This is a genomic window from Erwinia sp. E_sp_B01_1, from assembly GCF_036865545.1.
GTDB lineage: Bacteria > Pseudomonadota > Gammaproteobacteria > Enterobacterales > Enterobacteriaceae > Erwinia.
On record NZ_CP142208.1, the window covers coordinates 1,409,084 to 1,432,645 of the forward strand.

21 protein-coding genes are annotated in these 23,562 nt (G+C 54.3%); 20 read left to right on the forward strand and 1 reads right to left on the reverse strand.

The genetic code is table 11. The features are described 5' to 3' along the window. The first annotated feature begins 14 nt into the window (after window positions 1–14). The 12 genes from pgm to nei all read left to right on the forward strand — a co-directional run bounded on the left by pgm (window position 15) and on the right by nei (window position 11,357). The gene (gene pgm, locus VRC33_RS06920; protein WP_338562179.1) at window positions 15–1,655 is read left to right on the forward strand and encodes a phosphoglucomutase (alpha-D-glucose-1,6-bisphosphate-dependent); all 1,641 of its coding nucleotides are present in this window, start codon (window positions 15–17) and stop codon (window positions 1,653–1,655) included. A 277-nt stretch (window positions 1,656–1,932) separates the two neighbouring features. After that, window positions 1,933–2,139 carry a YbfA family protein gene (locus tag VRC33_RS06925; RefSeq protein ID WP_338562182.1) on the forward strand — a complete coding sequence of 69 codons (207 nt, stop codon included), beginning with the start codon at window positions 1,933–1,935 and terminating at the stop codon, window positions 2,137–2,139. Window positions 2,140–2,315: 176 nt separating this feature from the next. Beyond that, window positions 2,316–3,275 (forward strand): DUF523 and DUF1722 domain-containing protein, encoded by a 960-nt coding sequence (locus VRC33_RS06930; RefSeq protein ID WP_338562184.1) that lies wholly within the window; start codon window positions 2,316–2,318, stop codon window positions 3,273–3,275. A 21-nt stretch (window positions 3,276–3,296) separates the two neighbouring features. Continuing rightward, entirely contained in the window at window positions 3,297–4,718 is a 1,422-nt protein-coding gene (gene phrB, locus VRC33_RS06935; protein ID WP_338562186.1) for a deoxyribodipyrimidine photo-lyase, read from the forward strand. 135 nt (window positions 4,719–4,853) lie between these two features. Continuing rightward, the gene (locus tag VRC33_RS06940) at window positions 4,854–5,597 is read left to right on the forward strand and encodes a type 2 GTP cyclohydrolase I (RefSeq protein ID WP_338562188.1); all 744 of its coding nucleotides are present in this window, start codon (window positions 4,854–4,856) and stop codon (window positions 5,595–5,597) included. 120 nt (window positions 5,598–5,717) lie between these two features. After that, on the forward strand, window positions 5,718–6,374 hold the full coding sequence (gene pxpB, locus VRC33_RS06945; RefSeq protein WP_338562190.1) for a 5-oxoprolinase subunit PxpB: 657 nt from the start codon (window positions 5,718–5,720) through the stop codon (window positions 6,372–6,374). Continuing rightward, entirely contained in the window at window positions 6,368–7,300 is a 933-nt protein-coding gene (gene pxpC, locus VRC33_RS06950; protein ID WP_338562192.1) for a 5-oxoprolinase subunit PxpC, read from the forward strand. The genes pxpB and pxpC overlap by 7 nt, the downstream gene beginning before the upstream one ends. Then, complete coding sequence (gene pxpA / locus VRC33_RS06955) at window positions 7,290–8,027, forward strand: 5-oxoprolinase subunit PxpA (protein WP_338562194.1); 738 nt, start codon at window positions 7,290–7,292, stop codon at window positions 8,025–8,027. The genes pxpC and pxpA overlap by 11 nt, the downstream gene beginning before the upstream one ends. A 78-nt stretch (window positions 8,028–8,105) precedes the next feature. Continuing rightward, the gene (locus tag VRC33_RS06960; protein ID WP_338562196.1) at window positions 8,106–8,834 is read left to right on the forward strand and encodes a DUF969 domain-containing protein; all 729 of its coding nucleotides are present in this window, start codon (window positions 8,106–8,108) and stop codon (window positions 8,832–8,834) included. Beyond that, window positions 8,834–9,823, forward strand: a complete 990-nt coding sequence (locus tag VRC33_RS06965; protein WP_338562198.1) for a DUF979 domain-containing protein — start codon at window positions 8,834–8,836, stop codon at window positions 9,821–9,823. Before VRC33_RS06960 ends, VRC33_RS06965 begins: the two co-directional genes overlap by 1 nt. Before the next feature lie 7 nt (window positions 9,824–9,830). Beyond that, entirely contained in the window at window positions 9,831–10,478 is a 648-nt protein-coding gene (gene pcp, locus VRC33_RS06970; RefSeq protein WP_338562201.1) for a pyroglutamyl-peptidase I, read from the forward strand. An 87-nt stretch (window positions 10,479–10,565) separates the two neighbouring features. After that, on the forward strand, window positions 10,566–11,357 hold the full coding sequence (gene nei / locus VRC33_RS06975) for an endonuclease VIII (protein WP_338562204.1): 792 nt from the start codon (window positions 10,566–10,568) through the stop codon (window positions 11,355–11,357). A gap of 213 nt (window positions 11,358–11,570) precedes the next feature. Here the strand turns inward: nei and VRC33_RS06980 are convergent, their stop codons facing one another. Further along, the gene (locus tag VRC33_RS06980; RefSeq protein ID WP_338562207.1) at window positions 11,571–12,851 is read right to left on the reverse strand and encodes a citrate synthase; all 1,281 of its coding nucleotides are present in this window, start codon (window positions 12,849–12,851) and stop codon (window positions 11,571–11,573) included. Between the two features lie 617 nt (window positions 12,852–13,468). Between VRC33_RS06980 and sdhC the strand changes: the two genes are divergently transcribed. The 8 genes from sdhC (at window position 13,469) to sucD (ending at window position 23,154) form a co-directional block, all read left to right on the forward strand. Beyond that, the gene (gene sdhC / locus VRC33_RS06985; RefSeq protein WP_338562209.1) at window positions 13,469–13,858 is read left to right on the forward strand and encodes a succinate dehydrogenase cytochrome b556 subunit; all 390 of its coding nucleotides are present in this window, start codon (window positions 13,469–13,471) and stop codon (window positions 13,856–13,858) included. Next, window positions 13,852–14,199, forward strand: coding sequence for a succinate dehydrogenase membrane anchor subunit (sdhD, locus tag VRC33_RS06990; RefSeq protein WP_338562211.1), 348 nt, complete (start codon window positions 13,852–13,854; stop codon window positions 14,197–14,199). The genes sdhC and sdhD overlap by 7 nt, the downstream gene beginning before the upstream one ends. Then, window positions 14,199–15,965, forward strand: a complete 1,767-nt coding sequence (gene sdhA / locus VRC33_RS06995) for a succinate dehydrogenase flavoprotein subunit (RefSeq protein ID WP_338562214.1) — start codon at window positions 14,199–14,201, stop codon at window positions 15,963–15,965. Before sdhD ends, sdhA begins: the two co-directional genes overlap by 1 nt. 16 nt (window positions 15,966–15,981) lie before the next feature. Continuing rightward, the gene (locus VRC33_RS07000; RefSeq protein WP_338562216.1) at window positions 15,982–16,698 is read left to right on the forward strand and encodes a succinate dehydrogenase iron-sulfur subunit; all 717 of its coding nucleotides are present in this window, start codon (window positions 15,982–15,984) and stop codon (window positions 16,696–16,698) included. A 264-nt stretch (window positions 16,699–16,962) separates the two neighbouring features. Beyond that, window positions 16,963–19,770: a 2-oxoglutarate dehydrogenase E1 component gene (gene sucA, locus VRC33_RS07005; protein WP_338562218.1), complete on the forward strand. Its 2,808-nt coding sequence runs from the start codon at window positions 16,963–16,965 to the stop codon at window positions 19,768–19,770. 14 nt (window positions 19,771–19,784) lie between these two features. Continuing rightward, a complete protein-coding gene (odhB, locus tag VRC33_RS07010) occupies window positions 19,785–21,008 on the forward strand; it encodes a 2-oxoglutarate dehydrogenase complex dihydrolipoyllysine-residue succinyltransferase (RefSeq protein ID WP_338562220.1) in 1,224 nt (407 codons plus the stop codon). A 107-nt stretch (window positions 21,009–21,115) separates the two neighbouring features. Beyond that, window positions 21,116–22,282: an ADP-forming succinate--CoA ligase subunit beta gene (sucC, locus tag VRC33_RS07015; RefSeq protein WP_338562222.1), complete on the forward strand. Its 1,167-nt coding sequence runs from the start codon at window positions 21,116–21,118 to the stop codon at window positions 22,280–22,282. Further along, entirely contained in the window at window positions 22,282–23,154 is an 873-nt protein-coding gene (gene sucD, locus VRC33_RS07020) for a succinate--CoA ligase subunit alpha (RefSeq protein ID WP_338562224.1), read from the forward strand. The genes sucC and sucD overlap by 1 nt, the downstream gene beginning before the upstream one ends. Window positions 23,155–23,562 lie beyond the last annotated feature (408 nt).

Below are 23,562 nucleotides of genomic sequence, written 5' to 3' on the forward strand. Positions count from 1 at the left end.
AGGGAGAATCGCCAATGGCCAATCACCCCCGTGCCGGGCAGCCAGCCCAGCAAAGTGATTTGATTAACGTTGCACAGTTAACTTCGCAGTATTATGTCCTGCAACCCGATCTGAATAATGCAGAACATGCGGTGAAATTCGGCACATCTGGCCATCGCGGCAGTGCAGGGCGTCAGAGCTTTAACGAAACGCACATTCTGGCGATTGCTCAGGCAATTGCCGAAGAACGTAAGAAGAACGGCATTACTGGCCCTTGCTTCGTGGGCAAAGATACCCACGCGCTTTCAGAGCCAGCGATCATTTCCGTGCTGGAAGTGCTGGCCGCTAACGGTGTGGATGTGATTGTGCAGCTGGACAATGGCTATACGCCAACCCCAGCCATCTCAAACGCTATTCTTGAGCACAATAAAGCCGGCGGCGCTCAGGCTGACGGTATTGTGATCACGCCTTCGCACAATCCACCGGAAGATGGCGGCATCAAATACAACCCGCCAAACGGTGGCCCGGCCGACACCAACGTCACCAAAGTTGTGGAAGACCGTGCCAATGCGCTGATCAAAGATGGTCTGAAGGATGTTAAGCGCATTGCGCTGGACAAAGCCTGGGAGAGCGGCCATCTGCAGGAGAAGGATCTGATTCAGCCTTATATCGAAGGCCTTGCACAGATCGTTGATATCCCCGCTATTCAGAAAGCTGGCCTGAAAATTGGCGTCGATCCGTTAGGCGGCTCGGGTATCGCTTACTGGCAGCGTATTGCTGAATTCTACAATCTGGATCTGACTATTGTTAATGATTCAGTGGATCAGACGTTCCGCTTTATGCACCTTGATAAAGATGGCGTAATCCGTATGGACTGCTCCTCTGAAAGTGCGATGGCGGGTCTGCTGGCGCTTCGCGACAAGTTCGATCTGGCTTTCGCTAACGATCCGGACTACGACCGTCACGGCATCGTCACGCCAGCTGGCCTGATGAACCCGAACCACTACCTGGCAGTCGCCATCAACTACCTGTTCCAGAATCGTCCACAGTGGGGCAAAGACGTCGCCGTGGGTAAAACGCTGGTTTCCAGTGCGATGATCGACCGCGTAGTGAATGACATTGGCCGTAAGCTGGTGGAAGTGCCGGTTGGCTTCAAATGGTTTGTTGATGGCCTGTTTGATGGCAGCTTTGGCTTTGGCGGTGAAGAGAGCGCTGGCGCCTCTTTCCTGCGTTTTGACGGCACCCCGTGGTCTACCGACAAAGACGGCATCATCATGTGCCTGCTGGCGGCAGAAATCACTGCGGTAACCGGTAAAAACCCACAGCAGCACTACGACGAACTGGCTGAGCGTTTTGGCGCACCAAGCTATAATCGTCTGCAGGCTTCTGCCACCTCCGCACAGAAAGCGGCGTTGTCTAAACTGTCACCGGAAATGGTCAGTGCCGACACGCTGGCGGGCGACCCGATCACTGCGCGTCTGACAGCAGCACCGGGTAACGGCGCTTCTATTGGCGGGTTGAAAGTGATGACGGAAAACGGCTGGTTTGCTGCCCGTCCTTCCGGCACCGAAGATGCCTACAAAATTTACTGCGAAAGCTTCCTGGGTGCAGAGCACCGCGAGAAGATTGAAAAAGAAGCAGTAGAAATTGTCAGTGAAGTGTTGAAAAACGCATAGTCACTGACTCTCCTCGCTTAGTCGCGAGGTCATAACAAAAGGCGCTGAATTTACCTTCAGCGCTTTTTTTTATGTCTGCGATTTAGCGGGCAAGCAGAAAGGGCAGGGCAGATGCAATGTTAAATAATCACCATAATTTTAACAAGACTGTAACTTGATTACAGGTGCGCATTAAAATTGGTGAATTTTAGTACAAATTAGTGGTCGGATGAGTAGTAAAATTACACGATAAGCGCTATTATTTTGCACAGATTACTTATTAACTTTTGGAGGGCGTATGAGTCTTTACCAATCCTATTCTTTAAGCCGGATCGTCCTGCGTCGGACAGCCGTCATTGTTGTAGGTTTGCTGGCGTTACCCATAATGGTGTTTCGCCAGGATCGCGCAAGGTTCTACAGCTATTTGCACCGCGTCTGGTCTAAAACCAGCAGTCAGCCGGTCTGGCTGGCCCAGTCAGAAGCCGCAGGCTGCGATTTCTTATGATATTAACCCGCTATATGAACTGCACCCCTTAAGGTGGATACTCAACCAGCCTGCGAGGTGTAGTTCATACGGCAGGTTTTTTTACCCTTCTTGATCTTTTCTTTCTGCCAGACGCGCTTATCAGCGTTCTTTCAGCTACACTTAAACCTCTACAAGAAGTTGGAGGTTGTACAAGTATGAGCGAGAAAATTCCCGTCGGTATCAGTGCCTGCCTGCTTGGCGATAAAGTCCGTTTTGATGGCGGCCATAAACGCTGTGCTTTTGCTGCAGAAGATCTCGCCCCTTTCATACGTTACGAGCCCGCCTGCCCTGAAATGGCCATTGGCTTACCCACTCCCCGTCCTGCTTTACGCCTGACCGAGAACGGTGAGGGCTGCGATCCTGAACTGTGCTTCAGCAACGGTAAAGGCGAGCCAGTGACGGAAGCAATGCAAAGTTACTCTGAAAAAAGGATCGCCTCCTTACATCACCTTTGCGGGTATATCGTTTGTGCCAAATCCCCCAGCTGCGGCATGGAGCGGGTGCGCGTTTATCAGCGCGATAACAACAATAATCGCAAAGAAGGGACGGGCGTTTTTACCCGCGAGCTGATGGCGCAGATGCCGTGGCTGCCAGTGGAAGAAGATGGACGTCTGCATGACCCGGCGTTGAGAGAGAATTTTGTCGAGCGGGTGTATACCCTTCACGAATTCAATGAATTGTGGCGCAGTGGCCTGACCCGCGGCAAATTAATGGCATTCCACAGTCGCTATAAGCTGTCACTGCTGGCCCATTCACAGCCGGAATATCGCGAGATGGGGCGCTTTGTTGCCGCCATGGCAGAGTGGTCCTCACTGGAAGCCTACGCTTTTGAATACCGGCAGAGGCTGATGGATCTGTTGAAAAATCAGGCCACCCGCGGCAACCACACCAACGTACTGATGCACGTTCAGGGGTATTTCCGTCCCCAGCTCACCTCAAAACAACGTCAGGAACTGGCCTCGTTAATTGAGCACTATCGCCAGGGCCTGCAACCTTTGCTGGCGCCGCTCACCCTGCTTAAACACTACATGTCGGAGTTTCCCGACTCCTATCTGGCGCAACAGCGTTACTTCGAACCTTATCCGGAAGCGCTGCGTCTGCGCTACGGCCACTAGCTTCATTTTACCAGGATCTCAATGGCTACCCATCTGGTCTGGCTGCGCAACGATCTGCGCATCCATGATAACTACGCTTTGCATGCTGCCTGCCGGGACGCGGATGCGACCGTGCTGGCACTTTTTATCGCTACCCCTGCGCAGTGGGAAAATCACGTCATGGCCCCCCGGCAGGCGGCGTTTATTTACCAAAGTCTGCTTGATGTGCAAAAGTCGCTGGCTGAAAAAGGCATCCCTCTTTACTCGCTGCAATGCGACGATTTCACGGCGTCCGTCGGGCTGCTGAAAGCCTTCTGTCAGAAGCATAATGTTGACCGCCTGTTTTACAACTATCAGTACGAGGTTAACGAACGCGATCGCGATGCCGCGGCAGAGCGGGAGCTTTACGATCTGGATATCTCTTCTCAGGGCTTTGATGACAGCCTGCTGCTGCCGCCCGGAAGTGTGCTGACTGGCAGCCGTGAAATGTATAAAGTTTTTACGCCGTTCAGCCGGGCATTTGTGAAGCGCCTGCATGAGGGGTTGCCCGAATGTGTGCCCGCACCAAAACCCCGGAAGGGCGCGCCAGTTGAGATAACCGCTGCCATTGAGCCTTTTGATTATCCCAGCGAAAAATTTGATACCGGGTTATTCCCGGTGGGTGAGAAGGCTGCATTGCATCAGCTCCGCCAGTTCTGCCAGCAGGCCGTAAGCGACTATCCCGGCACTCGCGATCTCCCTGCAGCGGACAGCACCAGCAAAATTTCCGTTTATCTGACAACCGGCGTACTTTCTCCCCGCCAGTGTCTGCACCGCCTGCTGACAGAGCACCCTCGTGCGCTGGATGACGGCAAAGAATTTATCTGGCTGAACGAACTTATCTGGCGTGATTTTTATCGCCATTTGCTGGTTTCCTGGCCGAAACTCTCCAAACATCAGCCGTTTATCAGCTGGACCGATAACGTTAAGTGGCAGAAAGACGATCGGCAGCTTAAAGCCTGGCAGCAGGGGAAAACCGGTTATCCGATAGTCGATGCTGCTATGCGGCAGCTTAATACGCTGGGCTGGATGCATAACCGGCTGCGGATGATTGTGGCCAGCTTCCTGATCAAAGATCTGCTGATCGACTGGCGGGTTGGCGAGCGTTATTTTATGTCCCAGTTGATTGATGGCGATCTGGCTTCCAATAATGGCGGCTGGCAGTGGGCTGCTTCCAGCGGTAACGATGCCGCACCCTATTTTCGCATCTTCAATCCCACCACTCAGGGTGAACGTTTCGATAAAAACGGCGAATTCATCCGTAAATGGCTGCCGGAACTTAAAAATGTTCCCGATCAGCATATTCACCAGCCACACGGCTGGGCCGGGAATAATGGCGCCCCGCTGGATTATCCACTGCCTGTCGTCGACCATAAAGAAGCCCGCAAACGCGCGTTAGCGGCATTCGAAGCTGCACGAGAATAAGCTGGCCCGCAAGGGCCATTTCCCCGGACGTTCTCATCCCACAGCCACTCTGCTATTGTTGCCAGTATCACTCACGGCGGCGATGCCGCTTATCTTCTTATCCGGTCTGGCCGGATAACGGGTCATGGGATTGTTATGCGTAATACTGAGCTTGAAAAGATCGTCAACCAGCAGTTAAACACCGCAGCGTTCAAAGACTACGGCCCGAACGGGTTGCAGGTAGAAGGGCGAAGCGAAGTAAAGAAAATTGTTACCGGCGTAACGGCCTGTCAGGCTTTGCTGGATGAGGCTGTCCGGCTGGAAGCCGATGCGGTGCTGGTGCATCACGGCTATTTCTGGAAAAACGAGCCTTCAGTCATTAAGGGCATGAAACGTCTTCGCCTGAAAACGCTGCTGGCTAACGATATCAATATGTACGGCTGGCATTTGCCGCTGGATGCCCATCCGCAACTGGGTAACAACGCGCAGCTGGCTAAGCTTTTTGGCATTGAAATCCGGGGTGAAGTGGAAGAGCTGCTTCCCTGGGGTGAGCTGACCGATCCCTTAACAGGCGAGCAACTGGCCCAGCATATCAGCCAGGTACTGGGACGCGAGCCGCTGCATTGCGGTGATAATGCGCCGAAGCTGATCCGCCGTGTAGCCTGGTGTTCTGGTGGCGGTCAGGGCTTTATTGATGCCGCCGCCGCGTTCGGCGTTGATGCTTTTATCTCCGGAGAAGTCTCCGAGCAGACTATTCACAGCGCCCGTGAGCAGGGGCTGCACTTCTTTGCTGCCGGTCATCACGCTACCGAACGCTGCGGTATCCAGGCGCTGGGCAACTGGCTTGCGGAAAACCACGGGCTGGACGTGACCTTTATTGATATCCCCAATCCCGCCTGATTTTTCACGGGTGGCATCCCTGGCCGCCCGTAACATTTGTTGACACATCCATGACATTTCCGCATAACTATTTGCCTTACAGAATTTGAGATGGCCTTAATTCAGGTCAGGAGGAGCCTTTTGCAACGAGCTCGTTGTTACCTGTTAGGCGAACGCGCGGTAGTGCTTGAGCTTGAACCCCCGGTTTCGCTGGCTACGCAGCAGCGCATCTGGGGGCTGTCAGCACGACTGATGGCACGTCCGGAAGTCACTGAAGTGGTCCCCGGAATGAACAACATTACGGTGATGCTCAGCGATCCGCAGCAGACCGCCCTGGATGCCATTGAGTGGCTGCAATCCTGGTGGGAAAAAAGCGAAGCGCTGGAGATGACCTCCCGTGAGATGGAGATCCCGGTGATCTATGGCGGAAAAGCTGGTCCCGACCTGGAAGAAGTGGCCCGCCACAGCGGTTTGACGCCGCAACAAGTGGTTGAGTTACATGCTTCAGCACGGTACGTGGTCTACTTCATTGGCTTTCAGCCTGGTTTCCCCTATATGGCAGGGCTGGATGACCGCCTTCACACGCCGCGTCGTGCGGAGCCAAGAGTGGCTGTTCCCGCAGGATCTGTGGGTATTGGTGGCAGCCAGACCGGCGTCTATCCCTTTACCGCACCGGGTGGCTGGCAGTTAATCGGCCTGACGGACATCAGTTTATTCTCGCCTGAGAACCAGCCACCTTCTTACTTAAGGCCGGGCGACAGCGTGCGCTTTGTGCCACAAAAGGGGGGCATATGCTGAAAATTATCCGCGCCGGCATGGCAACTACCCTGCAGGATGGTGGACGGACGGGCTGGCGTCAGTATGGCGTTGGCCTCAGCGGCGTGCTGGATAATCCGGCTATGGAAACGGCAAACCTGCTGGTGGGGAATGCAAAAAACAGCGCCGTGCTGGAAATCACCCTGGGACAGTTTTGCGCCGCGTTCACCCGCGATGGCTGGATAGCCCTTACGGGGGCCGGTTGCAACGCAGAGCTGGACGGTCAACCGGTCTGGACCGGCTGGCGAACCGCCGTGAAAAAAGGGCAGCGACTGACGCTGAAAATGCCGCAGCGTGGGATGCGCAGCTATCTGGCGCTGGATGGCGGTTTTGCTGTCGAGCCAACGCTGGGCTCTTGCAGTACCGATGCAAAAGGGGGCTTTGGCGGCTTTTGTGGCAGACCCCTGCAGGATGGCGATGAGCTTCCGCAGGCTGAACCACAGAAAAAGTTCATCAAGCCGGTCGGCGTCCGTCAGTTACTGTTTGGTAACCGTGTCCGCGTGATGATGGGGCCGGAGTTCCACGAATTCAGTCACGACAGCCGCGAGGCGTTCTGGCGTACCGCCTGGAAACTGAATCCCCAAAGTAACCGCATGGGCTATCGCCTGCAGGGCAGGCCGCTGACCCGCACCGTGAAGCGCGAAATGCTTTCGCACGGGCTGATCCCCGGCGTGATTCAGGTGCCGCCAAACGGGCAGCCGATTGTGCTGATGGCTGATGCGCAAACCACCGGCGGTTATCCCCGCATTGGCTGCGTTATCGAAGCCGACCTGTACCATCTGGCCCAGATCCGTCTGGGGGAACCCATTCATTTTGTCTACTGCACGCTGGACGAGGCGCTGAAAGCCAGACGCGAACAGCAACTCGCGCTGGAACAGATGGCCTGGGGAGTGGAACATGAAAGTTGATCTTAATGCCGATCTTGGCGAAGGCTGCGGCAATGACCGTGCGTTACTGCAACTGGTTTCCTCGGCCAATATAGCCTGTGGATTCCATGCGGGTGACGCGCAGACCATGCGTCAGAGCGTGCTCTGGGCGCTGGAATATGGTGTGGCTATTGGCGCGCATCCCAGCTTTCCCGACCGCGAGAATTTTGGCCGCACGCGTATGCAGCTACCGGCGGAAACCGTCTGTGCCCAGATGATCTATCAGATTGGTGCGTTACAGGCTATCGCGCGCAGCGAAGGGGGGAAACTGGTGCATGTCAAACCGCATGGCATGCTCTATAACCAGTCAGCTCAGGAACCTGAACTCGCTGAAGCCATTGCCCGTGCTGTTAAAGCAGTTGATCCCCAACTGGTGCTGGTGGGGCTGGCAAACAGCGAATCCATCCGGGCGGGTAAAGCGCTTGGCCTGACCACGAGAGAGGAAGTGTTCGCCGATCGCGGCTATCAGGCAGATGGCTCGCTGGTACCCCGATCTCAACCGGGTGCGCTGGTTGAAAGTGATGAGCAGGCAATTGCACAGACCTTAAGTATGATCCAGCAGGGCCAGGTTCAGAGCCTGAGCGGTGAGTGGGTGAAGGTTAAAGCCGATACGGTTTGCCTGCACGGTGACGGGGCTCATGCCCTGGCCTTTGCTGCCCGGCTGCGTGAAGCTTTTACTCAACAACAAATTCAGGTTACCAGCCTTTAAAACAACGTCAGCGCGTCTGAACGCGCCCTGGTCCCCGACAGAGTTCGGGGAATTTTCTCTTTCTACCCGGGAACAAAAATGGAAAATGCAGTGAATTTATGGCCACTGGCGGGGATTGTTGCCATCGTCATTGGCTTTTTACTCCGGTTTAACCCTGTACTGGTGGTGATTATTTCCGGTCTGATCACCGGTCTGGCCGCCCATATGCCGCTGGGCGATATCCTGGAAAAACTGGGGTCTGGCTTCCTGAATACCCGTAATCTCCCGTTAATCCTGCTGCTGCCCCTGGCGGTCATTGGTTTGCTGGAGCGTCATGGCCTGAAAGAGCGTGCCCAGGCATGGATTGCACAGATCAAGAGTGCCACCGCGGGCCGCCTGCTGATTGTCTATCTCTTCGTGCGCGAAATCACCGCAGCGATGGGACTGACCAGCCTGGGTGGGCATCCACAGATGGTGCGGCCTCTGCTGGCACCGATGGCTGAAGGAGCCACAGAAAACCGTTACGGCGAGTTACCGGATGCCGTACGCCATCGCCTGCGGGCCATGTCCGCCGCCACAGATAATGTAGGTCTGTTCTTCGGGGAAGATATTTTTGTCGCTTTCGGCGCGATCATCTTTATGCATAACTTTATGCAGGAGTCTGCTGGTATCCAGACAGAGCCGCTGCACATTGCAGTCTGGGGAATTCCAACTGCCCTTTGTGCCTTCCTGATCCACGCTGTACGCCTGCGCCGTCTCGATAAAACTATCGCCGCCGAACTGGCCACGCTGAATAATCAGGCGCTGAAAGCCAAAGGAGGTCGCTAATGTTCCAGCAACAATATCTCTTCTGGCTGGCCGGGATCATCCTGCTGGTGGTTGCCGTGATGTCCTGGCAGGACAAGGCTAACCCGCGTCGTCTGACCACCGGGCTCTTCTGGTGTCTGTATGGGCTGGTGTTCTTTGTCGGGGACTGGGCCGTTAACCTGCTTGGTGCCCGTTCACTGCATATCGTAATTGGTGTGATGGTAGTGGTAATGGCGTTGATCGCCGGTCTTGGCGGCGTAAAGCTGGGTTCTTACCATCAACGTACCAGCGAGCAGAGAGAAGAGAGTGCAAAACGTCTGCGCAACAAACTCTTCCTGCCTGCGCTGGCGATCCCGGTCGTAACCGTGGTGGGCGTTCTGGCATTTAACAATATTCCGGGGCTGCAGGAAGGTCTGTTCGGCCCGGGGAACCACTCCACGCTGGTCACGCTGTTTTCGATGATGGTTGGCTGTGTGGTTGGCTGGCTTATCGCGCTGAAACTGACGCACGACGGCCCGGCACAATCGGTGCAGGAAGCGAGACGCCTGCTGGATGCTATCGGCTGGGCCTTTATTCTGCCGCAAATTCTCGCCACTTTAGGTCTGCTGTTTACCACGGCAGGCGTGGGAACCGCCATTTCGCATCTCACAGAAACCTATCTCGCCGTGGATAACCGCTTTATCGCCGTTGCCACCTACGCCATCGGCATGGCGCTGCTGACCATGGTGATGGGCAATGCCTTTGCTGCTTTCCCGATTGTCACGGCCGGGATCGGCATTCCCATTCTGGTTCTGCAACATCACGGCAACCCGGCAGTGATGGCGGCTATCGGTATGTTCTCTGGTTACTGCGGCACGCTGATGACGCCTATGGCGGCCAACTTCAACATTGTTCCCGCTGCATTACTTGAGCTGCCGGACCGCAATGCGGTGATCAAAGCTCAGGTTCCAACCGGCGTGCTATTGTTAATAGCAAATATTTTCCTGCTCTATTTCCTGATGTTCCTGTGAGGCTGCGATGAAAACGGTCCTGATTACCGCTTTTGAACCTTTTGATGGCGAGCTGGTAAACCCTTCATGGGAAGCCGTAAACCAGCTGCATGAGCGCATGGTGTGCGGTGCGCGCGTGGTGGCTAAACAGTTGCCCTGCGTTTTTGGTGACTCACTGACGGCGCTTTATGCGGCCATTGACGAGGTGAAACCGGCACTGGTGATTGCCGTCGGTCAGGCCGGTGGCCGTACCGACGTGACCATTGAACGGGTGGGTATCAATGTGGATGATGCCCGTATACCGGACAATGACGGCAACCAGCCTGTCGATGAAACCATTGTGGAGGGGGGCCCGGCGGCCTACTTTTCCACCTTGCCCATTAAGGCTATTGTCGAGGGGATCCGTGAAGCAGGTATCCCGGCCACTGTCTCACAGACTGCGGGCACCTATGTCTGTAATCATGTGATGTATGGCCTGATGGATTATCTGGCGAAGCACGACAATAAAATTCGCGGCGGCTTTATCCATATTCCCTTCCTGCCTGAACAGGCGGTGAAGCATCCCGGTGTCGCCAGCATGCCTGCGGCCACCGTGCTGCTGGCGCTGGAGATGGCGCTGAGCGTTGCGCTCACCGTTGAGCAGGATATTCGCCTGGAAGGCGGAGCCACGCACTGAACCTGTACAGGCCAGCAACCGGGCAGGGGGAGCGAAGCCATCCTCTGCCAGCAAAGGGCGTTAAACATCAATCAGCGAAGGTGAAGTATGCCAGAAGGACCTGAGATCCGTCGCGCGGCGGATAAACTTGAAAAAGCTATCAGAGGCAAAACGCTGACGGATGTCTGGTTTGCGTTCCCCCAGCTCAAAACTTATGAAGCGTCGTTGGTAGGGGAGAGGGTGGAAGCTATTGAAACCCGGGGCAAGGCCATTCTGACCCATTTTTCTAATGGCCTGATCCTCTACAGTCACAATCAGCTTTATGGCGTATGGCGCGTGGTGAAAAGCGGTAACGAACCTGCAACCAGCCGGATCCTGCGCGTGCGTCTTGCTGCGGCGGATAAAACCATCCTGCTTTACAGCGCTTCAGATATTGAGCTGCTGAATCAGGATACGCTGGCGGCGCAGCCTTTTTTGCAGCGCGTAGGGCCTGACGTGCTGGACATGACCCTCACCAGTGAACAGGTTCGTGAGCGTCTGCTCTCTACCAGATTCCGGCGGCGGCAATTCAGCGGGCTGCTGCTGGATCAGGCTTTTCTGGCCGGATTAGGAAACTATCTGCGGGTGGAGATCCTCTGGCAGGCAGGGCTGGCCCCGCAACGCAAGGCGCAGGATCTTACGGAAGAGCAGGTAGAAAAACTGGTTGAGGCGTTACTGGCGATCCCCAGATTGTCGTATCAGACGCGGGGTATCTCTAAAGAGAACAAGCATCACGGCGCATTGTTCAGCTTTAAAGTATTTCATCGGGCAGGAAAGGCGTGTGAACGCTGTGGGGGGATAATTGAAAAGAGCACGCTTTCATCGCGTCCCTTCTACTGGTGCCCCGGCTGTCAGCTTTAGTAGAATCATTTTGCTTCATTAATTTTCAGACTGCTGACAAAGCCCGAAGCGATGGGAGCATAAGCCTTGAACAAAGCATCACGGGCCACGGGCGGCTGCCTGGGAAGGCGCTTTTTGCGTCTTTGTGAGAGGCATATGCTCCCTGAGCCTGCACTTTGTCAATAATTAAAAAGCGCCGCAGTTGCGGCGCTTTCTGATCCAGCCGAAGCCGGCCTATTTGGTATTTGACTTGAAATCACGCTGATCGTAGCCGGTATAAAGCTGACGAGGACGGGCAATTTTAATGCCGTCGTCGTGCATCTCTTTCCAGTGTGCAATCCAGCCCACGGTACGCGCCATCGCAAAGATTACGGTAAACATGGAGGAAGGTATGCCCATCGCTTTCAGAATAATGCCAGAGTAGAAATCGACGTTTGGATAGAGTTTACGCTCGATGAAGTACGGGTCGTTCAGCGCAATACGCTCCAGCTCCATCGCCACTTCCAGCAGGTCATCTTTCATACCCAGCTCGTTCAGCACTTCATGACAGGTTTCGCGCATTACGGTGGCACGAGGATCGTGGTTTTTATACACGCGGTGACCGAAGCCCATCAGGCGGAAGGAGTCATTTTTGTCTTTGGCACGCTTCACAAACTCCGGAATATGATCAACGGTGCTGATCTCTTCCAGCATGCGCAGCGTTGCTTCGTTCGCGCCGCCATGCGCCGGTCCCCACAGGGAGGCGATACCTGCCGCGATACAGGCAAACGGGTTAGCGCCAGATGAACCTGCGGTACGCACGGTAGAGGTTGAAGCATTCTGCTCGTGGTCTGCGTGCAGGATCAGGATGCGATCCATAGCGCGCTCCAGCACCGGGTTCACCACATACTCTTCGCACGGGGTGGAGAACATCATGTTCAGGAAATTGCCGGCATAGGAGAGATCGTTGCGCGGATAAACGAAAGGCTGACCAATCGAATATTTGTAGCACATGGCTGCCACAGTCGGCATTTTAGAAAGCAGGCGGAAGGCGGCAATTTCACGATGGCGCTCAATATTTACGTCCATCGCATCATGATAAAATGCGGCCAGCGCACCGGTAACACCACACATAACGGCCATCGGGTGCGAGTCACGACGGAAGCCACGGAACAGATGATGGATCTGTTCATGGATCATGGTGTGACGGGTCACAATGGTTTTGAATTCTTCAAACTGCTCTTTGGTCGGCGCTTCGCCGTTCAGCAGGATGTAGCACACTTCCAGATAGTTGGAGTGCACGGCAAGTTGGTCGATAGGAAAACCACGATGCAGCAGGATACCTTCATCACCATCTATATAGGTGATTTTAGACTCGCAGGACGCTGTAGAAGTGAAGCCCGGGTCAAAGGTAAAGTAACCTTTTGCCCCCAGAGTACGGACATCGATCTCTTCCTGGCCCAACGTGCCTTTTAACACATCAAGTTCAATAGGAGCTTCGCCTTGTAGGGTTAGCGTTGCTTTTTTATCAGCCATTTACTGTCTCCTTTGCGCCTTATCTGTGGATCTTTGACACCCGAAAACCTCATTGTGTCCATGCCTGCACAGACATAAAGCAAGTTATCGACTCTGTGGCATCTTTTATCGTGCAGGGTACAGAGCGATGGGGCCTGTGCAGGCCGGGTAGGCACAACAACATCGGGTTTTGCGGTTGTTAAAGATCCGTTCTGGTCGTAACTTGTTAGTAACCGTTACCTAATGCTTTTTATGAATATCTCATCAATGTTACATAACTTGTGCTTAGGGGAAAGTGTATCCCCATAACTTTTGTGCATCATAGAACTTTCGATCCCCCGTTTGTAACAAAATTGTTGAAGTTTTGTCAAATCAGATAATTAAATTTGTATATTTTGTGAAAAATGTGAGTGTGATCACTGTTCCACCTAAATATTGCCAGGAAGTTTGTAGGGGAATTGTAATGAGTTTGTGAACCCCCTATACTGCCGCCAGGTCTCCGGAAATCCCTGCCGTTGGAGCCACCCAGCGTTTCATACGCGTCGTTTTGACACTGGACGTTTCTTAGTGCCTGGCGCAGTTGTTAACGCTGTCTGACCCGCCCTCAGGACCGGAGGAAGCAAAATAAGAAAGGCTGTGTGGGCAAAACCGTGAAAAAACAAAGACCTGTCAACTTGGATCTCTCCACGATCCGGTTTCCCGTTACTGCAATAGCGTCTATTCTCTATCGCGTATCCGGCGTTATCACTTTTGTGGCCGTTGGTATACTGCTCTGGTTACTGGGCCTGTCACTCTCATCTCCCGAAGGCTTTCTGCAAGCTTCCGCCGTCATGGACAGCTTCATCGTCAAATTCATTATGTGGGGCATTCTGACCGCGCTGGCGTACCATATCGTCGGTGGCATTCGCCATATGTTAATGGATTTCGGTTATCTTGCTGAAACGCTGCCAGTGGGAACACGTTCGGCGCAAATCACCTTCGGTATCACTGTCGTGCTGTCAATTCTGGCTGGAGTCCTCGTATGGTAAGCAACGCTTCTGCACTGGGCCGCAACGGCGTTCACGACTGGTTGCTGCTGCGCGCATCGGCGATCGTTATGACGCTGTATGTGCTCTACATCCTTGGTTTCGTCCTGATGTCAGGGACGCTGACTTACGATATCTGGCGTGGCTTCTTTGCCTCTAACTTTACTAAAGTCTTCACGCTCCTGACGCTGTTCTCCATCCTGATACATGGCTGGGTAGGAATGTGGCAGGTACTGACGGATTACATCAAATCAGTCGCTCTGCGTTTGATGTTGCAACTGGTGGTTGTGGTTGCGCTGTTGGTCTATGCGATTTATGGAACTGTAGTAGTGTGGGGTGCGTAATGAATTTGCCAGTCAGAGAATTTGATGCCGTAGTGATCGGCGCTGGTGGTGCAGGCATGCGTGCCGCACTGCAGATTTCCCAATCGGGCCAGACCTGTGCCCTGTTATCAAAAGTTTTCCCAACCCGTTCCCATACCGTGTCTGCGCAGGGCGGTATTACCGTTGCGCTGGGTAATACCCACGAAGACAACTGGGAATGGCACATGTACGACACGGTGAAAGGTTCCGATTATATCGGCGACCAGGACGCTATCGAATATATGTGTAAAACCGGCCCGGAAGCGATTCTTGAGCTGGAGCACATGGGCCTGCCTTTCTCCCGTCTGGAAGATGGCCGCATCTATCAGCGCCCGTTCGGTGGCCAGTCAAAAAATTTTGGTGGCGAGCAGGCAGCTCGTACCGCAGCCGCCGCTGACCGCACCGGTCACGCCCTGTTACATACCCTCTATCAGCAAAACCTGAAGAACAAAACCACCATCTTCTCAGAATGGTATGCCCTGGACCTGGTGAAAAACGCCGACGGTGCCATCGTGGGATGTACTGCGCTGAATATTGAAGATGGCGAAGTGGTTTACTTCAAAGCCCGCGCAACGGTACTGGCTACCGGCGGGGCAGGCCGTATTTATCAGTCCACCACCAATGCGCACATCAATACGGGCGATGGCGTGGGCATGGCTCTGCGTGCCGGCGTGCCGGTGCAGGACATGGAAATGTGGCAGTTCCACCCGACCGGCATTGCCGGGGCAGGCGTGCTGGTAACGGAAGGGTGTCGTGGTGAAGGCGGTTACCTGCTGAACAAGCACGGTGAGCGCTTCATGGAGCGTTATGCGCCAAACGCCAAAGACCTTGCAGGTCGTGACGTGGTTGCTCGCTCCATGATGATTGAGATCCGCGAAGGCCGTGGCTGTGAAGGTCCGTGGGGCCCTCACATTAAACTGAAGCTGGATCACCTGGGCCACGAAGTGCTGGAAGCGCGTCTGCCGGGTATTCTGGAACTCTCCCGCACCTTTGCGCATATAGATCCGGTTAAAGAGCCTATCCCGGTCATTCCAACCTGCCATTATATGATGGGTGGTATCCCAACTCGTGTAACCGGTCAGGCGCTCACAGTGAACGAGCAGGGCGAAGATGTGCTGGTGCCAGGCCTGTTTGCAGTAGGCGAAATTGCCTGCGTCTCCGTGCACGGTTCAAACCGTCTCGGCGGTAACTCGCTGCTGGATCTGGTGGTGTTTGGCCGTGCGGCTGGCTTGCATCTGCAGGAATCCATCCGGGAGCAGGGCGAGCTGAAAGAGGCCACTGACGAAGAGATTGAAGCTTCGCTGGCACGCATGAATCGCTGGAACAACAACACTACGGGTGAAGATCCTGCTGAGTTGCGTAAAGCGTTGCAGACCTGCATGCAGAATAACTTCTCAGTGTTCCGCGAAGGCGATGCGATGGCTAAAGGTCTGGAAGAGCTGAAAGTCCTGCGCGAGCGCCTGAAAAATGCCCGTCTGGACGATCGTTCAAGCGATTTCAATACCCAGCGTATTGAGTGCCTGGAGCTGGATAACCTGATGGAAACAGCTTACGCCACGGCGGTTGCGGCCAACTTCCGCACCGAAAGCCGTGGGGCGCACAGCCGCTTCGATTACCCGGAGCGTGACGATGCAAACTGGTTATGCCACAGCGTCTATCTGCCGCAAAGCGAAAGCATGACCCGCCGTGAGGTGAACATGCAGCCGAAATTGCGCGCGGCCTTCCCGCCGAAAGCACGTACTTACTAGTTCGCGGAGATAAGCGATGAGACTCGAATTTTCAATTTATCGTTACAACCCGGATGTTGATGACGCGCCACGCATGCAGGATTACAGCCTGGAGTCCGAAGAAGGGCGTGACATGATGCTGCTGGACGCATTAATGCGTCTTAAGGAAAAGGATCCTTCCCTGGCGTTCCGTCGCTCCTGCCGTGAAGGGGTTTGTGGCTCCGACGGCATCAACATGAACGGTAAAAATGGCCTGGCCTGTATCACACCTGTTTCCGCTCTTGGCGGCGGCAGCAGAAAAATTGTGATCCGCCCCCTGCCAGGTTTGCCGGTGATCCGCGATTTGGTAGTGGACATGGGACAGTTCTACACTCAATATGAGAAGATCAAACCTTACCTGTTGAATAATGGGGAAAATCCACCGGCCCGTGAGCACCTTCAGCAGCCGGAAGCGCGTGAAAAACTGGATGGTCTGTACGAGTGCATTCTTTGCGCATGTTGCTCGACATCCTGTCCTTCATTCTGGTGGAACCCGGACAAATTCATCGGTCCGGCCGGATTGCTGGCGGCCTATCGCTTCCTGATTGATGACCGTGATACCGAAACCGCGTCACGTCTGGACAATCTTAACGATGCTTTCAGTGTATTCCGGTGTCACAGCATCATGAATTGTGTGAGCGTATGTCCTAAGGGGCTTAACCCCACCCGCGCCATCGGCCATATCAAGTCGATGCTGCTACAGAGAGGCGCATAAGCGTTTCTTTTCCGGGAACCGCGAGGTTCCCGGTTGTTTAACCAGGAAACCCTGCCAGGCTGATCCACGGGTCTGCCTTGCAAGGTTCCCTTACGGGCCCGGGCGCCAGCAGTAGCGCACAGCGCTCGTATCGATGAACTTTCTGGCAGCGTTCCGTGATGGTTGCGGAACTCAGCCGAGGGCATGCCGCTTAAGCGGCGCGGAACAGCGATGTTCCTTTAAATAATCACTGTGAAAAAAAGCATAAATGCTTAAGGGATCACAATGCAGAACAGCGCGATGAAACCCTGGCTGGACTCCTCCTGGCTGGCCGGCGCGAACCAGACATACATAGAGCAGCTCTATGAGGACTTTCTGACCGATCCTGACTCTGTGGATGGCGCCTGGAAAGAGCTGTTTCAGCAGCTTCCTGGTGCCGGAGTCAGACCGGAACAATTTCACTCAAGCACCCGCGAGTACTTCCGCCGTCTGGCGAAAGATGCCACTCGTTACACCTCCTCCGTAAGCGACCCCGATACCAATGCCAAACAGGTTAAGGTTCTGCAGCTGATTAACGCCTTCCGTTTTCGTGGGCATCAGCTTGCTAACCTCGATCCGTTAGGCCTGTGGAAACAGGAGCCGGTGCCGGATCTGGATCCAGCTTTCCACGATCTCACCGAAGCGGATTTCCAGGAAACCTTTAATGTGGGATCTTTTGCCTTTGGCAAAGACACCATGAAACTGGCCGATCTTTTCGCCATGCTGAAGCAGACCTACTGTGGATCCATCGGCGCTGAGTACATGCACATCACCAACACTGAAGAGAAGCGCTGGATCCAGCAGCGTCTTGAATCAGTGGCCGGGCAGGCTTCTTTCTCTACCGAAGAGAAAAAAGGCTTCCTGAAGCAGCTGACCGCAGCAGAAGGTCTGGAACGCTACCTGGGTGCAAAATTCCCCGGGGCTAAGCGCTTCTCACTGGAAGGCGGCGATGCGCTGGTCCCGATGCTCAATGAGATGATCCACCATGCCGGTAAAAACGGCACGCGTGAAGTGGTACTGGGAATGGCCCACCGTGGTCGTCTGAACGTACTGATTAACGTGCTGGGTAAAAAGCCGCAGGATCTGTTCGACGAGTTCGCAGGCAAGCACAAAGAACACCTTGGTACCGGTGACGTGAAGTACCATATGGGCTTCTCTTCAGATGTGGAAACCGAAGGTGGCATGGTTCACCTTGCGCTGGCGTTTAACCCGTCACACCTGGAGATCGTCAGCCCGGTAGTAATGGGATCCGTTCGCGCGCGTCTGGATCGTCTGGACGAGCCGGCAAGTAACAAAGTTCTGCCAATCACCATCCACGGTGACGCTGCCGTAACCGGCCAGGGCGTTGTTCAGGAAACCCTGAACATGTCTCAGGCTCGTGGCTACGAAGTGGGCGGAACAGTGCGCATCGTCATCAACAACCAGATTGGTTTCACCACCTCCAATCCGAAAGATGCCCGCTCCACCCAGTACTGTACCGATATCGGTAAAATGGTGCTGGCACCTATCTTCCACGTGAATGCTGATGACCCGGAAGCGGTAGCTTTTGTTACCCGACTGGCACTGGATTTCCGTAATACCTTTAAACGCGACGTGTTTATTGATCTGGTCTGTTACCGCCGCCATGGCCATAACGAAGCCGATGAGCCAAGTGCGACTCAGCCGGTGATGTATCAGAAAATCAAGAAACACCCTACGCCGCGTAAAATCTATGCCGATCGTCTGGAAACAGAGCAGATCACCAGCCTGGAAGATGCCACCGAGATGGTCAACCTGTATCGCGATGCGCTGGATGAAGGCGAATGCGTGGTCCCGGCATGGCGTCCGATGAGCCTCCACTCCTTTACATGGTCGCCTTACCTGAACCATGACTGGGATGAAAGCTACCCGGAAACGCTGGACTTCAAACGTTTGCAGGAATTGGCTAAGCGCATCAGTTCGGTGCCGGAAGCCATTGAAATGCAGTCGCGCGTGGCGAAAATCTACAATGACCGTGCCGAAATGGCCGCGGGCAACAAACCCTTTGACTGGGGCGCAGCCGAGAACCTGGCTTACGCCACGCTGGTAGATGAGGGCATTCCCTGCCGTCTCTCCGGTGAAGACATGGGCCGTGGCACCTTCTTCCATCGCCATGCAGTGATCCATAACCAGGCAAATGGCTCAACCTATACCCCGTTGATGCACGTTCATAATGGACAGGGCACCTTCAAAGTCTGGGACTCCGTTCTGTCTGAAGAAGCCGTTCTGGCCTTTGAATACGGCTATGCCACAGCAGAACCCCGCACGCTGACTATCTGGGAAGCCCAGTTTGGCGACTTCGCTAACGGTGCTCAGGTTGTTATCGACCAGTTCATCAGCTCCGGCGAGCAGAAATGGGGCCGTATGTGTGGCCTGGTGATGCTGTTGCCGCATGGCTATGAAGGTCAGGGACCGGAGCACTCCTCCGCACGTCTGGAACGTTATCTGCAACTCTGCGCCGAGCAGAATATGCAGGTTTGCGTACCTTCCACTCCGGCTCAGGTTTACCATATGCTGCGCCGTCAGGCGTTGCGCGGTATGCGTCGCCCGCTGGTGGTGATGTCTCCGAAATCTCTGCTGCGCCATCCGCTGGCTATCTCTTCTCTGGAAGAACTGGCTACCGGCGGCTTCCAGCCGGCTATCGGTGAGATCGACGATATTGATCCGAAAGGCGTCAAGCGTGTCGTGCTCTGCTCCGGCAAAGTCTATTACGACCTGCTGGATAAGCGCCGTAAAAACGAACAAACCGATGTTGCTATCGTGCGTGTTGAACAGCTCTATCCGTTCCCGCACAAAGCGTTGCAGGAGAAGCTGCAACAGTTCTCACACGTGCATGATTTTGTGTGGTGCCAGGAAGAGCCGCTTAACCAGGGCGCATGGTACTGCAGTCAGCACCACTTCCGTGAAGTGGTACCTTTTGGGGCTTCATTACGTTACGCCGGTCGCCCCGCATCCGCATCGCCGGCCGTTGGCTATATGTCCGTTCACCAGCAGCAGCAGCAAGATCTGGTCAATGACGCGCTGAACGTTAATTAATTAAAGGAAAAATAATGAGTAGCGTAGATATCCTCGTTCCCGACCTGCCTGAATCCGTTGCCGATGCCACCGTGGCAACCTGGCACAAAAAACCAGGCGATACTGTCCAGCGTGATGAAGTGCTGGTAGAGATCGAAACTGACAAAGTGGTTCTGGAAGTGCCTGCATCTGCCGATGGCGTGCTGGAAGCCATTCTGGAAGATGAAGGGGCAACGGTGACTTCTCGTCAGGCGCTGGGTCGCCTGAAAGAGGGGAACAGCGGCGGCAAAGAGAGTTCTGCCAAAGCGGACACCAATGATTCCACTCCGGCTCAGCGCCAGAGCGCTTCACTGGAAGAAGAGAGCAGCGATGCACTCAGCCCGGCTATTCGCCGTTTGATTGCCGAGCACAGCCTGGATCCTGCTGCCATCAAAGGGACAGGTGTCGGTGGACGTCTGACTCGTGAAGATGTTGAGAAACATCTGGCGAAGGCACCGGAAGCCAAAGCGACCGAAGCTAAATCCCAGGCGGCGGCTTCCCCAGCGCCAGCCCTGCCAGGCCGCAGCGAGAAGCGCGTACCTATGACCCGTCTGCGCAAGCGCGTAGCCGAACGTCTGCTGGAAGCGAAAAACAGCACCGCGATGCTGACTACGTTTAACGAAGTCAACATGCAGCCAATCATGAACCTGCGTAAGCAATATGGCGAAGCCTTTGAAAAACGTCATGGCGTGCGTCTGGGCTTCATGTCCTTCTACCTGAAAGCGGTAGTTGAAGCGCTGAAACGCTTCCCGGAAGTTAACGCCTCTATCGATGGCGAAGATGTGGTTTACCACAACTACTTTGATATCAGCATCGCTGTTTCCACCCCTCGTGGGCTGGTAACGCCTGTGCTGAAAGATGTTGATGCGCTGGGTATGGCCGACATCGAGAAGAAAATCAAAGAGCTGGCCGTTAAAGGCCGTGACGGTAAGCTTACCGTTGACGAACTCACCGGCGGTAACTTCACCATTACCAACGGCGGCGTCTTCGGCTCGCTGATGTCCACACCGATTATCAACCCGCCGCAGAGCGCGATCCTCGGTATGCATGCGATCAAAGATCGCCCGATGGCCGTCAATGGCCAGGTTGTGATTCAGCCAATGATGTATCTGGCGCTCTCTTACGATCACCGCCTGATCGACGGAAAAGAATCCGTCAGCTATCTGGTAGCGATCAAAGACCTGCTGGAAGATCCGTCAAGGCTGCTGCTGGACGTTTAATCCCTGTCGGGTGCGGTCTGGTGCCGCACCCAACCCTATGTGTGGCCGACACGCTGGCAAGCCGCCAGATTCGGCCAAATCTTTCCGATCTGAATGGATAGAACATCATGAACTTACACGAATATCAGGCCAAACAGTTGTTTGCACGGTATGGTTTACCGGCACCAACCGGTTATGCCTGCACCACTCCACGTCAGGCTGAAGAAGCTGCCTCAAAGATTGGCGCCGGCCCGTGGGTAGTGAAATGTCAGGTTCATGCCGGAGGCCGCGGCAAAGCGGGCGGTGTGAAAGTGGTGAAAAGCAAAGAAGAGATCCGTGCTTTCGCCGAACACTGGCTGGGCAAGCGCCTGACCACCTATCAGACTGATGCTCATGGCCAGCCTGTAAACCAGATTCTGGTTGAAGCGGCTACTGATATCGATCAGGAACTCTATCTGGGTGCTGTGGTTGACCGTGGCACCCGTCGCGTCGTGTTTATGGCCTCTACTGAAGGCGGCGTGGAAATTGAGAAAGTTGCGGAAGAAACCCCGCATCTGATCCACAAAATGGCGCTGGATCCCCTGACCGGCCCGCAGCCTTATCAGGGCCGCGAACTGGCCTTTAAACTGGGCCTGACCGGTAAGCAAGTGGGTCAGTTCACCAAGATCTTCATGGGTCTGGCGAATCTTTTCCTGGAACGCGATCTGGCGCTGGTGGAGATCAACCCACTGGTGATCACTAAGCAGGGCGATCTGATCTGTCTGGACGGTAAATTGACCGCCGATGGCAATGCCCTGTTCCGTCAGCCTGAACTGCGCGAAATGCGCGATCCAAGCCAGGAAGATTCCCGTGAAGCCCATGCTGCACAGTGGGAACTTAACTACGTGGCGCTGGAAGGCAACATCGGCTGTATGGTTAACGGCGCAGGCCTGGCGATGGGTACTATGGACATCGTTAAGCTCAGCGGCGGCCAGCCGGCCAACTTCCTGGACGTTGGCGGCGGTGCGACCAAAGAGCGCGTGACCGAAGCATTTAAAATCATCCTGTCTGATGACGCGGTGAAAGCGGTATTTGTAAACATCTTCGGCGGCATCGTACGCTGTGACCTGATTGCTGATGGCATCATCGGCGCGGTAGCAGAAGTGGGTGTTAACGTACCGGTAGTGGTACGTCTGGAAGGGAACAATGCCGAGCTGGGTGCACAGAAACTGGCAGACAGCGGTTTGAATATCATTGCAGCAACCAGCCTGAGCGACGCGGCGCAGCGCGTTGTTGCCGCAGCGGAGGGTAAATAATGTCCATTTTGATCGATAAAAACACCAAAGTAATCTGCCAGGGCTTCACCGGTGGCCAGGGGACTTTCCACTCCGAACAGGCGCTGGCTTATGGCACGCAGCTGGTTGGCGGTGTTACCCCAGGCAAAGGCGGTACCGAGCATCTGGGTCTGCCAGTGTTCAACACCGTGCGTGAAGCTGTAGAAGCTACAGGTGCTACGGCCTCCGTTATTTACGTTCCTGCTCCGTTCTGTAAAGACGGGATCCTGGAAGCGATTGAAGCCGGTATCAAACTGATCATCACCATTACTGAAGGCATCCCGACGCTGGATATGCTGACCGTGAAAGTGAAGCTGGATGAAGCTGGCGTGCGCATGATTGGCCCGAACTGCCCAGGTGTTATCACCCCGGGCGAGTGCAAAATTGGCATCATGCCTGGCCACATCCATCAGCCAGGCCGTATCGGTATCGTTTCCCGTTCTGGTACCCTGACGTATGAAGCTGTTAAGCAAACCACAGATATTGGCTACGGTCAGTCTACCTGTGTGGGTATCGGTGGCGACCCGATCCCGGGCTCTAACTTTATCGATATCCTGAAACTGTTCCAGGAAGATCCACAGACCGAAGCTATCGTGATGATCGGCGAAATCGGGGGCAGTGCTGAAGAAGAAGCAGCCGCCTTTATCAAAGATCACGTTACCAAGCCGGTGGTGGGTTATATCGCTGGTGTGACCGCGCCTAAAGGCAAACGTATGGGTCATGCTGGTGCAATCATTTCAGGTGGCAAAGGCACGGCAGACGAGAAGTTCGCTGCGCTGGAAGCGGCTGGTGTGAAAACCGTTCGCAGCCTGGCCGACATTGGCGATGCAGTGAAGGCTGTTCTGCCTCAGTAAAATGTTGTGTCTGACCACACAGCCATAAGGCCACCGACGGGTGGCCTTTTTTTATGGTTAAATTAATGAGGCAATTATTATTTTATTAGCTATATTTTATTTTTAATTAATACATTCATGTAACAAATCCGCCCAGCTACCACATTGTCGCACTTCTAAACCTTAATTCAGATCAAGAAACCTCAAGCTATATCAATTCTTATAGCTGGATATAAAAACCATTTTTCGATTAAATTGTTCTGCATCAATACTGCCGTCTCACCTCATATTCAGAAGAATTTGATCTGAGTTATTAAAACAGATGCAAAATCAAAAATTGAAGTCTTTCAGCGGAGTATAACGGCATCGGCCGCCTGTGCCCGTTTCTGTCGGTTTAATTTGGCTAACTTGTTAACTTTTGGCGCTAAT